The organism is Exiguobacterium sp. RIT341 (assembly GCF_000632205.1).
GTDB lineage: Bacteria > Bacillota > Bacilli > Exiguobacteriales > Exiguobacteriaceae > Exiguobacterium_A.
This window is the reverse complement of record NZ_JFYW01000001.1, coordinates 661,357-673,540: the sequence shown is the minus strand read 5'-3', so window position 1 is coordinate 673,540 and position 12,184 is coordinate 661,357. Positions and strand designations below refer to the sequence as shown.

At 46.2% G+C, this 12,184-nt stretch carries 13 protein-coding genes and 1 tRNA gene; 3 read left to right on the top strand and 11 right to left on the bottom strand.

All coding sequences use genetic code 11. The features are described 5' to 3' along the window. Window positions 1-3: 3 nt before the first annotated feature. Genes BW42_RS03355 through mnhG form a run of 3 tightly spaced genes read left to right on the top strand, consistent with a single transcriptional unit; the run spans window position 4 to window position 1,122 of the window. Window positions 4-480, top strand: a complete 477-nt coding sequence (locus BW42_RS03355; protein WP_035407430.1) for a Na+/H+ antiporter subunit E — start codon at window positions 4-6, stop codon at window positions 478-480. A gap of 47 nt (window positions 481-527) precedes the next feature. Then, window positions 528-764, top strand: coding sequence for a Na(+)/H(+) antiporter subunit F1 (locus BW42_RS03350; protein ID WP_369792030.1), 237 nt, complete (start codon window positions 528-530; stop codon window positions 762-764). Continuing rightward, on the top strand, window positions 748-1,122 hold the full coding sequence (gene mnhG, locus BW42_RS03345; protein WP_035407423.1) for a monovalent cation/H(+) antiporter subunit G: 375 nt from the start codon (window positions 748-750) through the stop codon (window positions 1,120-1,122). The genes BW42_RS03350 and mnhG overlap by 17 nt, the downstream gene beginning before the upstream one ends. Window positions 1,123-1,176: 54 nt before the next feature. Here the strand turns inward: mnhG and BW42_RS03340 are convergent, their stop codons facing one another. The 11 genes from BW42_RS03340 to BW42_RS03290 form a co-directional block, all read right to left on the bottom strand. Next, window positions 1,177-1,620 carry an Rrf2 family transcriptional regulator gene (locus BW42_RS03340; RefSeq protein ID WP_035407421.1) on the bottom strand — a complete coding sequence of 148 codons (444 nt, stop codon included), beginning with the start codon at window positions 1,618-1,620 and terminating at the stop codon, window positions 1,177-1,179. Window positions 1,621-1,841: 221 nt separating this feature from the next. Beyond that, entirely contained in the window at window positions 1,842-2,747 is a 906-nt protein-coding gene (locus tag BW42_RS03335) for a glycerophosphodiester phosphodiesterase (RefSeq protein ID WP_035407417.1), read from the bottom strand. A gap of 160 nt (window positions 2,748-2,907) precedes the next feature. After that, window positions 2,908-4,164, bottom strand: coding sequence for a 2-oxoglutarate dehydrogenase complex dihydrolipoyllysine-residue succinyltransferase (odhB, locus tag BW42_RS03330; RefSeq protein WP_035407413.1), 1,257 nt, complete (start codon window positions 4,162-4,164; stop codon window positions 2,908-2,910). A gap of 35 nt (window positions 4,165-4,199) precedes the next feature. Continuing rightward, entirely contained in the window at window positions 4,200-7,040 is a 2,841-nt protein-coding gene (locus BW42_RS03325) for a 2-oxoglutarate dehydrogenase E1 component (RefSeq protein WP_035407410.1), read from the bottom strand. 313 nt (window positions 7,041-7,353) lie between these two features. Beyond that, window positions 7,354-8,082, bottom strand: coding sequence for an amino acid ABC transporter ATP-binding protein (locus BW42_RS03320; protein WP_035407405.1), 729 nt, complete (start codon window positions 8,080-8,082; stop codon window positions 7,354-7,356). Further along, the gene (locus BW42_RS03315) at window positions 8,079-8,723 is read right to left on the bottom strand and encodes an amino acid ABC transporter permease (protein ID WP_035407403.1); all 645 of its coding nucleotides are present in this window, start codon (window positions 8,721-8,723) and stop codon (window positions 8,079-8,081) included. The genes BW42_RS03320 and BW42_RS03315 overlap by 4 nt, the downstream gene beginning before the upstream one ends. 31 nt (window positions 8,724-8,754) lie before the next feature. After that, window positions 8,755-9,522 (bottom strand): transporter substrate-binding domain-containing protein, encoded by a 768-nt coding sequence (locus BW42_RS03310; RefSeq protein WP_035407400.1) that lies wholly within the window; start codon window positions 9,520-9,522, stop codon window positions 8,755-8,757. Window positions 9,523-9,724: 202 nt separating this feature from the next. Next, a tRNA-Leu gene (locus BW42_RS03305) sits at window positions 9,725-9,808 on the bottom strand. Window positions 9,809-9,850: 42 nt separating this feature from the next. After that, on the bottom strand, window positions 9,851-10,783 hold the full coding sequence (locus tag BW42_RS03300) for an alpha/beta hydrolase (RefSeq protein ID WP_029341930.1): 933 nt from the start codon (window positions 10,781-10,783) through the stop codon (window positions 9,851-9,853). A 21-nt stretch (window positions 10,784-10,804) separates the two neighbouring features. Beyond that, window positions 10,805-11,146 carry a hypothetical protein gene (locus BW42_RS03295; protein WP_023468553.1) on the bottom strand — a complete coding sequence of 114 codons (342 nt, stop codon included), beginning with the start codon at window positions 11,144-11,146 and terminating at the stop codon, window positions 10,805-10,807. 15 nt (window positions 11,147-11,161) lie between these two features. Continuing rightward, window positions 11,162-12,172 carry a S66 peptidase family protein gene (locus BW42_RS03290; protein ID WP_035407398.1) on the bottom strand — a complete coding sequence of 337 codons (1,011 nt, stop codon included), beginning with the start codon at window positions 12,170-12,172 and terminating at the stop codon, window positions 11,162-11,164. Window positions 12,173-12,184 lie beyond the last annotated feature (12 nt).

The window sequence follows — 12,184 nt, the reverse complement described above, 5'->3', positions numbered from 1 at the left end:
TTCATGGCATTTCAAGTCTTGCTCAACTTATTTCTTGCATTCTTGTGGATGTTTCTTGCGAATAATTTCTCGGCCTCCGGTTTCGTCATCGGCTATGCATTAGGTCTGATTGCGATGTTCGCTTTCCGTCGCGGCTTTAAGGGTCGTTTTTATCTCGGACCTGTCGTCGCACTCGTCTTGTTGTTTTTCCGCTTTCTCTATGAACTTGTCGTAGCGAACATCGATGTCCTAAAAATCATCTTAAAGCCGAAGTTAGATATTCAGCCTGGTATCTTTGCCTATGAGACGGAACTCGATCAACCGTGGCAAGTCACATTGTTATCGATGCTGATTACCTTGACACCTGGAACACTTGTCGTCGATATCTCGGACGATAATAAGATACTCTATATTCATGCGCTTCATATGCCAGAAGTCGACGAAGCCGTAGCATCGATTCGCGATAGTTTTGAGAAAGCCATTCTGGAGGTGAGTCGGTGATGTTCGATACTTTAATCTATATCGCACTCGGGGGTGTCTTCCTCTCGATGCTCGGTCTATTCTACCGTGTCATTAAAGGTCCAAGTGTTGCGGATCGAGTCATTGCGCTGGATTCGATTGGTATCAGCTTGATTTCGATTGTCGGTCTTGTCTCAATCATCTTACGGACGAGCGACTACCTCGAAGTCATTCTTTTGATTGGTATCCTTGCCTTCATCGGTACGGTTGCCTTTTCAAAATATATCGAGAAAGGAGAGATCATCGAACGTGATCGCAATCAATGAATGGATCGTCGCGGTCTTCGCCTTGCTCGGTATGGGATTTAGTCTCGTTACCGCGCTCGGTTTGATCCGCTTACCCGATGTCTATACGCGTGCGCATGCCGCATCTAAAAGTGCGACATTAGGCGTCATGTCGATTTTGATCGGCGTCATTATTTATTTCGTCACTGAAGATGGATTTTTCTCCTCTCGTGTCGTGCTTGGTATCCTATTCGTACTCATCACGGCACCGATTGGTGGACATTTAATTGCGCGTGCTGCTTACTATAGCGACGTGCCATTATGGAAATCGTCTGTCCGTGACGACCTGTCTAAGAATAAAGAACATGTGGAACCGAAGAAACGCCAAGATGACATGTGAGTATATCGACATGACAAAACCCTCGCTTCCGCTTACGGAAACGAGGGTTTTTGATTAGGAACGCTGTAAGGGTGAAGCAGCAAATAAGAGCGCCAACTCATCACGATTATCAAGCAACTCTTCTAGTGTATGCTGTTCCAGTTCTCGGATAAAGGCTCGCAATGCTCGCCCAAGCACACCTTTTAATCGACACCCAGGTTCGATGACACAATGACCGTTGCTTCCGAAGCATTCAACGATATCCATCGGTTCCATTTCACGAACGACTTTTCCGATGTTAATGTCCTTTGGATCACGAATCAAACGGAGGCCCCCTGAGCGACCTCTCGTTGATTCGACATATCCAAGTTTCGCTAACTGTTGTGTCACTTTCATTAAATGGTTGGATGAGATGCCATAATGCTGGGCAATCTGCGGCATTGGTGTGATAACATCCCGGTGCACACCGAGATACATCAACACGCGTAAACCATAATCCGTATACTGTGTAATTCTCACAATCCTCACTCCATTCCTTCCCAAAACTGCACTGTTATCGTAACATGAAACACTCTAACGACTACATAGTTTTGTCTCACTATTCATCTCATAATTCGAATTTGTCATCATGCTCTACACAGATTACGTAAGGAAGGAAATATTGGATTTAAAATACGAGATTTCATCAAAAAAAGAGCAATTCCTTATTTCGCATTCGAAACGAGGAATCACTCTTTGAATTATTTTGAAATTTTTTTGGACGATTCTTTAATGACTGCATTAAAGCGATCCGCGTAGTTCGTGAAGACACCTGTAACACCATAGTCAAGCAAGCGAACCATTTCGACTTTTTCATTTACTGTATACGGATGCAACAGCAAGCCCTGTTGACGAATTGCTTTAACATTTTCACGTGTCAATGCTTTATATGAAGGACCGACTCCAACTGCATATTTACGGATTTCCTTTAATTTCGTACTGGTTAAGGAAGACACCTCCTTTGCTTCCATCAATTGAATCAACGGGACTTTTGAATCGATGGATCTGACTTTTTGAAGACTTTCTGCACTAAACGACTGAATCAAGACTTGTCCTGATTTCACACGATCACTAGACAATCCGTTCCGTTTCAATAAATCGAGTAATTTCTTTTCCATTCCTGGATATACTTCAGGGGACTTCGTCTCAATGTAGTAATTCGCATGTTTCCCGTACTTATTCACGACTTCTTGGAGTGTCGGGACTTTTAATCCTACATATGATTTTTTAGCGAGTGTTGGATTTGCTTTATTAAACCAACTACCCGCATCAAGTTTCTTGATTTGAGCTAATGTCTTCTCTTTGACAGCACCCGTTCCGTTCGTCGTCCGATCGACGGTTTCGTCATGCATCGCAATCAAATGACCGTCTTTTGTCATCTGTAAATCAATTTCGATGTAATCTGCTTTAAATTTCTTATGTCCCATTTCGTAAGCTGGCATCGTATGCTCCGGCGCATAACCTGAAGCTCCACGATGAGCAACGTTAATGATTCGATTTGAATCGAGTAACGATTTGCCTTTTGGTTGTGCACCGACATCTTCTGTCGGAAGTCCTGTACTTAATACGGCTCCCGCTACCATCGTCAATCCGATTTGTTTCAGCATCATCTATTCCCCCTTGAAATATTCTTACAACACTTATCTTAAATTGTTTGTATGAAGATGATATAGAGAAGCTGTTAACGTCATTTCTTGATTTAATGACAAAACGATATCATTCCATAAAAAAGACCCATGATTAAACGGGTCTTTTTTTATTCTAAGATTATGCTTCGAAAATCAATGACTCTGGATCTTCAAGGAGATCTTTAATGTGTTTCAGGAACGTAACTGCTTCTTTTCCATCCACGATCCGGTGATCGTAAGAGAGAGCAACATACATCATCGGACGATTTTCCATGCGTTCTGCATCAATGGCAATAGGGCGCAGGTTGATTGCGTGCATGCCGAGAATCGCGACTTGTGGACCGTTTAAGATCGGCGTCGACATGAGTGAACCGAACGTACCACCATTCGTGATTGTGAACGTACCACCCGTTAAGTCAGATAGACCAAGTTTATTATCACGCGCTTTGACCGCTAATTGAATGATGTCCTTTTCAATTTCAGCGAAGTTCTTTTTGTCCGCATCACGAACGACTGGAACAACGAGACCGTCTGGTGCTGAGACGGCAATGCCGATATCATAGAATTTCTTCAGGACGATTTCATCGCCTTGAATCTCAGCATTCAGGTATGGCATCTTTTTGAGTGCTGCGACTGCTGCTTTCGTAAAGAATGACATGAAGCCGAGTTTAACTTCGTTTTCTTTCACGAACTTTTCTTGACGGCGTTTACGGAGCGCCATGACAGCAGACATATCGATTTCATTGAATGTCGTCAACATCGCTGCCGTTTGTTGAACTTCAACAAGGCGATTCGCAATCGTCTTCCGGCGACGTGACATCTTGATTCGCTCTTCTGGTTTCCCAGGAGCAGCCGCTTGAGCTGGTGTCGGCGCAGCAGGCTTCGTAGGAGCAGGTTTTGCTTGTTCACGTGGCGCTACTTCAAACGTCGCGACATCTTGGACACGGATCCGACCAAGTGGATCTTGCGTCGCCACTTGTGCTAAATCAATTCCTTTTTCACGAGCCAATTTACGGGCAGCAGGTGAAGCAATCGGACGATCTGCAACGGATGTACTTTCCGTCGCTGCTGCAGCCACTGGTTGTTCCGCTTTTTCTTCTGCTTTTGGTGTCTCTTTTGGAGTTTCTTGTGCTGTTTCTGTTGCAGCCGGTTTTGAAGCTTCGCCACCAGCAGAGATGACAGCAATCGTTTCCCCGACGCGGACTGTATCTCCCTCAGCAGCCATTACTTCCGTTAACGTACCCGCTTCATCTGACGGTACTTCGATGTTGACCTTATCTGTCTCGAGCTCAACGATGGCTTCCCCTTTTTCCACGTGATCACCTGGTTGTTTTAACCAAGATGCCACCGTTCCTTCAGTAATTGATTCGGCAAGTTCTGGTACTTTGATTTCCATCGTATTCTCCCCCTATGACTCGTTTCTATCTTACGTTATGATGTGTGATTCGATACGTGTGATGGTGCTGATGGTGTAGAAGCCGTTGCTGTGAGCGCATCATTGATGATACGTGCTTGCTCTACTTTATGACCTGCCGGGTCACCTTCTGCTGTACTTGAACGGCGACGACGACCAATGTAACGAACATTTTGAATTCCGTTCGGTGCGACTGTTTCAAGCCGTGGTTCCATAAAGGACCACGCCCCCATGTTTTTCGGTTCTTCTTGCACCCAGACCATCTCTTCGACGGATTCATAGCGCGCAATGACTTCTTGTAAGGCTTTCGCTGGGAACGGATACAGTTCCTCAACCCGGACGATTTGTAACCAGTCGAGATTCTCCTCTGATTTCGAGACCGCTTCCGCTAAATCAATTGCCATCTTACCAGAACAGAACACAAGACGTTTGACACGATCTGGTGCTTCTCCAAGTCCCGCTTGTTCAATGACACGACGGAAACTACCCTCCGTCAATTCAGAGACGTCAGATGTCGCAAGCGGATGACGCAAGAGACTCTTTGGTGTCATGACCACGAGCGGTCTAACTTCCTCTTTTCCGAGGATTGCTGCTTGTCGACGCAACAAATGGAAGTACTGCGCAGCACTCGATACGTTCGCAACTGTCCAGTTCTTCTCACCGGATAACGTCAAGAAGCGCTCTAAACGACCACTCGAGTGTTCTGGTCCTTGTCCTTCATAGCCGTGCGGAAGCAACATAACGAGACCTGACGTTTGTCCCCATTTGGCTCGGCTCGCAGAAATAAACTGGTCAAAGATGACTTGACCTGAGTTTGCGAAGTCTCCGTATTGCGCTTCCCATAAGACAAGCGTTTCTGGTGCAAAGACATTATAGCCGTATTCAAAGCCAAGAACACCCGCCTCAGAGAGTGGACTGTTATAGACCGAGAACGAAGCTGTTGCCGTTGATAAAGCATGAAGTGGCGAGAATCCTTCTCCCGTTTTCACATCATGAAGATTGATATTCCGTTGTGCAAACGTTCCCCGTTCAGAATCTTGCCCGCTCAATCGGATTGGTGTTCCATCCGAGAGAATTGAAGCGAATGCTAATGTTTCGGCATGTCCCCAGTCAATCCCGTTCTTCGTCGAGAATGCATCTGTCCGGCGCTTCAGGACTTTCTCAAGTTTATGGAACACTTGGAAGCCATCTGGCCACTGCAACAATTCTTCATTGTATGCAGTTAATGTTTCGATCGCTACTCCTGTTTCGATCGTCGGAACGCCTTTAAAGACGACGTCCGGCATGACCCCACCATACTCTTTCTCTACATTTGGGACTTTTTCTCGAGCCGCCTTCATGTGATCATTGATTGACGTCTCAATCGATTGAATTTCCTCAGCTGTCGCATCCCCGTTCGCGACAAGCGTCTTTCCGTACAAGACACGAATCGGATCATGCTTATGGATCAAATCGTATAAGACCGGGTTTGTATTCATCGGTTCGTCCATTTCGTTGTGTCCAAAACGACGATATCCGATTAAATCGATCATGACGTCTTTCTTGAATGTTGCACGGTACTCGCTCGCGAGTAGCGCAACAGCGAGACAGCTTTCAGGTTCATCGGCGTTGACGTGGAAAACTGGAATCTCATACCCTTTAGCCAGGTCACTCGAGTAACGCGTCGAACGCGAATCTGTCGGTTCCGTCGTGAAGCCGATCGTATTGTTCGCGATGATGTGAATCGTTCCGCCTGTGTTATATCCTTTGAGGTTTGCTAAATTCAAGGTTTCAGCAACGATTCCTTGACCTGGGAACGCTGCATCCCCGTGAATCAGGATCGCAGCAGCGGCTGCCTGCTCTTGACGTGGTGCGCCTTTTTGGGTCCGGTCATCTTGTGCCGCACGCGTGAAGCCCTCGACGACTGGGTCGACGAACTCTAAGTGCGACGGATTGTTCGCGAGCGTCATCCGGATGTCACGTGTCTTTTGCTCGAGTTTCCGGTTTAGTCCGAGGTGATACTTCACGTCGCCCGTCCAACCGTATGTGATACCGATTGATCCTTCAGACGGTACGAGATCATGATTTGGTGCATGCTGGAACTCAGCAAAGATCATTTCATATGGTTTACCGAGTACATGAGCTAAAACATTTAATCGTCCACGGTGCGCCATTCCGATATTGATCGTCTCCGAGCCGTTCGAAATGAGGTGTCCGACGATCGTATCGAGCAATGGCACCATCGCATCGAGCCCTTCGATCGAGAATCGTTTTTGACCGACATATGTTTTGTGCAGATATTTTTCGAAAAGGTCCGTTTCAGCCAAGCGTTTGAACAATTGTTTCTTTTGCTCAGCATCAAGCGTCGCCGTCAAAGCACCTTGTTCGATTTTTTGACGGAGCCATTTCTTTTCCTCTAAGTCATCAACATGCTGGAACTCAACAGCCGCTGCTCCCGTGTATTGCGCTTTCAAGTGCTCGATGCCTTCAAATGCATCTTGAACACCCGCTGGCGGCTCAGGACAGACGAGTGAAACCGGCATTTTCCGAAGATCTGCCTCTGTCAGTCCAAACTGATTTAGTTCGAATAATCCTGTTTCTCGCGGATGGTCCTTCAGCGGATAGATATCCGCCGCAAGATGTCCTTTTGCACGAATTTGTTCCGCTAAACGATTCGCCGCAAGATATTTTTCGAAATCTCCCGTCTCGACTTGCATCGGTACTACTGGTTCCGTCACAGGTGCACCATGCTCTTCGAAATAAGTACGTGTCTCCTCATCGACGGATGTTTTGTCTTCTAAAAAACGCTCGTACAATTCAATGATGTAGCCAAGGTTTGGTCCATAAAATGCTTGTTGATCTTGCTCGTGGCCTGCCATGTACGGTTCCCCCCGTTTCTATATTTCTCCCCTCACATTTAGCATCGGCTAAATATGTTTCCAGCCCTCTACCTGTTAGCGCTTTCAAAAGAAATTGCATGAATGATGCGCTAAAACGTCATGAGAAGGAACGAACGTGCCATTCTTCCATGAAAGTGCCTTCGTTACTATATTACTACTCTTTTCCTGCGTGTGCATTTCGAATTCCCAAATTCTCACGCTTAAATGTATAAGTTTTTCTTATGAGCGCTTAGCCAGTAATTTATGAATAAGCAAAAAACCGGCGTATCTGCATTTAGATACGCCGGTTTAATCATAACACTTTACTGAGGAACGATTGCGTCCGTTCATGCTGTGGAGAATCAAAGAGCGCTTGTGGCACATTCTCTTCGACGACATACCCACCATCCATAAACAACACGCGGTCTCCGACTTCACGAGCAAATCCCATCTCATGGGTCACGACGACCATCGTCATCCCTTCGAGAGCAAGTTGTTTCATGACGGCAAGCACGTCCCCGACCATTTCCGGGTCAAGCGCTGACGTTGGCTCGTCAAACAACATGATTTTCGGGTTCATCGCGAGTGCTCGGGCAATTGCGACCCGTTGCTTTTGACCCCCGGATAATTCGCCTGGATAATTATTCGCTTTTTCCCGTAGCCCAACTTTATCGAGTAGTTCCAAAGCTCGCTTTTTCGCCTGGTCCTTATCCGATTTACGTACTTTAATCGGTGCGAGCGTGACGTTCTCAAGCACGGTCTTATGCGGGAAGAGATTAAAATGCTGAAAGACCATTCCGACCTCTTCCCGAACTTTGTTGATATCGACCTTCGGATTTGTGATGTCGAAATCATCGATGATGACCGTTCCACCCGTAATCTCCTCCAGTCGATTCAAACAGCGTAAAAACGTACTTTTCCCAGATCCCGACGGACCGATGACACACACAACTTCTTTTTCGGCTATCGAGACGTTAATGTCTTTTAAGACTTCGTTCGAGCCGAATGATTTCTTTAGATTCTTCACTTCAATGATACTCATCGTAATGTAAACCTCCGTTCCAAGAACTTCGCCACTAATGACAAGAGATAAATGATGACGAAGTACATCAATCCGACGACAGACCAAACGATGAATGGCTCAAACGTCGTCGATTGCTGAACTTGACCTTGTTGCGTCAAATCAGCGATGCCGATGATCGATAACAACGATGTATCTTTTAAGCTGATGATCGATTGATTCGTAATTGTTGGTAACATCCGTCGGAATGCTTGCGGTAAAATGATTTGAACCATCGTTTGACGTCCTGTCATCCCGAGTGAACGTGCGGCTTCTGTTTGTCCCTTATCAATCGACTGGATACCTGCTCGAATAATTTCCGCGAAATAAGCACCAGCATTGATCGCGACCGTCAGTATCCCTGCATACATCCGGTCCATCGATAACCACTCAAGCGAGTTGAGTCCAAAGTAGATGAAGAAAAGCTGAACGATGAACGGTGTACCACGAATGACATCGATATAGATGATCGCGATTGCGTTCAAAATCTTTAACGGTGACAACCGCATCAATGCGACGACTAAGCCAATCAGAAAGCCGACGATGACCGCAATGATGAAAATATACAATGTGACTTGAAGCCCTTCCAAGAAAAATGGAAATGCGGTTTTGACCACTTCCATTGGCTATCCCACTCCCTTATCGCCTTGCGACTTATTTCAGATACGTGTCAACGATTTTATCGTATTCACCGTTTTCTTTCAGATTCGCAAGTCCTTTGTTGATTTTCTTCAGCAGATCCTTATTCTCACCTTTTAAGACAGCGATCCCGTAGTTATCACCGTTGAGACGATCACCGACAAGTTTCAATCCAAGGTTTTGTTGTTTGTTTGCATATGAGATGACCGGATAATCTTCAATCAAGGCAGCTGCGTTACCGTTCTTTACTTCTTGGAACATCGCTGGACTGTCATTGAACTGTGTAACAGTGAAGCCAAGTTTATCCGCGTTGTCCGTTGCATATTTTGCACCCGTCGTTCCCTTTTTGACGGCTACTTTTTTCCCTTTAAGATCGTTAACGGATTTAATACCATTCTCATCTTTTTTGACGACTAAAATAAGACCAGCTTTGAAATATGGGTCTGAGAATGTGACGACTTTTTTCCGTTCTGGTGTAATACTCATACCGGCAATGGCAACGTCCAATTGATTTGCTTGAAGTGCTGGAATGATACCGCTGAAATCCATTGCTTCAAATTTAATCTTGAAGTTTTGATCCTTAGCGATTGCTTTCATAAGATCGATGTCGATTCCTTTGTACGTGTCCCCGTCTTTGTACTCAAATGGTGGATACGTGACGTCGATACCAACTTTATACGTCTTTCCTTCTGAAGACCCTTCATCCTTCGAACCGATACTACATGCACCAAGTACGAGAATACAGCTCATCAAGAGCGCTAGCAAAATACTTCCTTTTTTCATGTTTGTTTCCCCTCTCCTATGTGTTAAAGATTGTCGACTCCACCTAGTACTTTCCCTGAAGAGTACCCTCTTTAAAACGTATTTTACCAGAAAAGTTCTAAAAAGATAAACATTTCTGAATTTTTATTCGATGCAACCGTTTTCTATTCATTATCAAAAAAGGAGGCAACCCCTTGATGGGATTGCCTCCTTCAATCATTTATGCCGCCGAGAGGACTTGAACCTCCACGGTGTTGCCACCACTAGATTCTGAGTCTAGCGCGTCTACCAGTTCCGCCACGACGACGTTGATTTATGATATTAATATAGCGGGTAACGAACTGAGTTGTCAATCATTTCGCAAGATGTTCCGGACGAACTTCTCAACGACGTCATCATACAATGCCGGATCCTCGAAATATGCCATAGCGTGTGCGGCATTCGGAATGACGACCAGTTCCTTTTCCGTTGGACAGGCTTCGTACAGCTCATACACCATATCTGTCGGTACGAACGTATCCGCACCACCATGGATGAAGAGAATCGGAACCTGTGCCTTTTTGACCTGTTTCAGCGCTGATGCTTCACGGAACGTATAACCTGCCTTTAGCTTCGTCAATACGCTGGTCATCCCTAAAAACGGGAAGTGTGGTAGTCGATACATCCGCTTCATCTGATACGCAAGAACAGCATTGACGGACGTATAGGCACAATCAGAAATGATTCCTTTGATTTGTGGTGGAAGTTGTTCGCCACTCGTCATCAATACGGTCGCCCCTCCCATCGACACACCATGTAAGAACAGTTTCGCATCCTGTCCAATCCGTTCAATCAGATAGTTCGACCAGCTGAGACAATCTTCACGATCATGCCATCCGAATCCGATATAATGACCGTCACTCATTCCGTGTCCTCGATTATCGGGCATCATGACATGGAAACCGGCCTGATGGTACAGATAGGCGAATCCGGCTAAATCCGTTCCGACGCCTCCGTATCCATGCACGAGAATGACAATCCGGTCTGACGGAACAGGAGACGGGAGGAAATGTCCGCGTAACGTTAAACCATCTTTTGCTTCAATCTCGATCCGCTCGAGCGGCTGCTCCTTGATCCATGTCTGTCCAGGTTGCATTAACCGGACCATCTCATCACTCAAATCCCGATTATTCGATAAGAACGGCTTCGGATTCGTGGCGATTGCCATCTCATAAAAATAATAACTCGCTGCTACTAATCCGGATCCGATGACTCCGATTCCAATTTTTGTTCTGCGACGCATCTGCCCCACTCCTTCTTTCCGTTATAGCTCGATCTTCAGTTGAGCAGCATGGTCATCCTCTTCATCCTGCAAGACTTGTTGACGTAATCGTTGTTCCTGTTGCTGACGCCGGTAGGCAAACTCTTGGACAAGCTCTGTACCCGTGAATCCATCTTCTACGAGTTCACTCAATAAATCCGTTTCTGTCTCGACAACTTCCCCCGGACGACGCATGACGAGAACATCTCCGACTTGTGCAATCAGCAATTCATCTTCTAGACGAAGTGCATCGTAAAACGGTTCCGGTAACGTCATTCGACGTGTTTCCGGGTTAATATGGACGCGTTTGTAAACGCCTAATGCTTGAAACTTACGACGTGCCATTGCGTGCTCTCCTTTTTAGTTGAACGTAAGATCGATTCGTGAATCTTTTCCTTGAATACGAACCGTACCCGTCGCTCCATTGATTAACGTTAACTGTGGTGGCTGATGACCGATGTCAAGATCATATAAGACTGGTAAGCCCGTTTCATCGGCTAGATAGTGATACACGTCTAGCCATGTCAGATCTTCTGTAATCCTTGCAGACGTACGGCCAAATAAAAAGCCAGCCGCATGGTCGAACCACCCAGCATACGCCATTTGTCGAAGCGTCCGATGCACCTCGGCAGAACTCGCTTCAGACACCTCGAAGTACCAGAGAATCGGTTCTCCGTTGATCTCTTCATGTTGGAAGCGCTTCACATCTCCGTACGGTGTCCCAATCAGATGGCGAATCGTCTCCAGACAACCCCCAAGTAACCGTCCGGTCACTTCTGTTCGCTCATCAAGTGCTTTCCATTCTGTCGCTTCCGTCAGCTGAAATAACGAACCTGCTGGACGTTCTTCGTCTGTCCACGCGGTTTGATAACGATCGGAAGCCCACTGTGTGACGGTTTCTCCAGATGGCGTCGCGAGAACCCGTCGCCAGGCACTTGTCGTCTCGTCCCATTCTTTACTCCGAAGCTCAACGAAGTTCGGACCATGTGCTGTCGCAATTCCCGTCTGAAGCGTCAAACTGAGCAATAACGTACTGATATCGGAATAGCCAAGCAACCATTTTGTTTGGTAAGCAGTTGGTGTCAACTCGGGTAAAAGATCAATGGCGCGTTCCCCACCAAATGGCGGGATAACAGCATCAATCGTCTCATCCGTCATCATGTGATTGAATTCTTCGGCGCGTTGTTTGACCGGTGCACTCTCAGCAAGTTGATGCGACCAAATCGTTTCACCTAAACGGACGTTCATTTGCCGTGCTTGTACCTGTTCAACTGCTCGTTCGACCCATTCCTGTTGCTGTTCACGTAATCCGGAGGAGGGCGCCGTCACTCCGATCGTGTGACCTGTCCAACCTAAAAATGGATATTTCATGGTGACCCCCTA

Excerpts from the sequence above, each read along its gene's own strand:
- odhB (WP_035407413.1), bottom strand. The coding sequence starts at position 4,164 with ATGGAAATCAAAGTACCAGAACTTGCCGAATCAATTACTGAAGGAACG.
- BW42_RS03295 (WP_023468553.1), bottom strand. The coding sequence starts at position 11,146 with ATGGCACGTCGTAAGTTTCAAGCATTAGGCGTTTACAAACGCGTCCAT.
- BW42_RS03300 (WP_029341930.1), bottom strand. The coding sequence starts at position 10,783 with ATGCGTCGCAGAACAAAAATTGGAATCGGAGTCATCGGATCCGGATTA.
- BW42_RS03290 (WP_035407398.1), bottom strand. The coding sequence starts at position 12,172 with ATGAAATATCCATTTTTAGGTTGGACAGGTCACACGATCGGAGTGACG.
- BW42_RS03325 (WP_035407410.1), bottom strand. The coding sequence starts at position 7,040 with ATGGCAGGCCACGAGCAAGATCAACAAGCATTTTATGGACCAAACCTT.
- BW42_RS03310 (WP_035407400.1), bottom strand. The coding sequence starts at position 9,522 with ATGAAAAAAGGAAGTATTTTGCTAGCGCTCTTGATGAGCTGTATTCTC.
- BW42_RS03350 (WP_369792030.1), top strand. The coding sequence starts at position 528 with ATGCTCGGTCTATTCTACCGTGTCATTAAAGGTCCAAGTGTTGCGGAT.
- BW42_RS03320 (WP_035407405.1), bottom strand. The coding sequence starts at position 8,082 with ATGAGTATCATTGAAGTGAAGAATCTAAAGAAATCATTCGGCTCGAAC.
- BW42_RS03335 (WP_035407417.1), bottom strand. The coding sequence starts at position 2,747 with ATGCTGAAACAAATCGGATTGACGATGGTAGCGGGAGCCGTATTAAGT.
- BW42_RS03315 (WP_035407403.1), bottom strand. The coding sequence starts at position 8,723 with ATGGAAGTGGTCAAAACCGCATTTCCATTTTTCTTGGAAGGGCTTCAA.
- BW42_RS03355 (WP_035407430.1), top strand. The coding sequence starts at position 4 with ATGGCATTTCAAGTCTTGCTCAACTTATTTCTTGCATTCTTGTGGATG.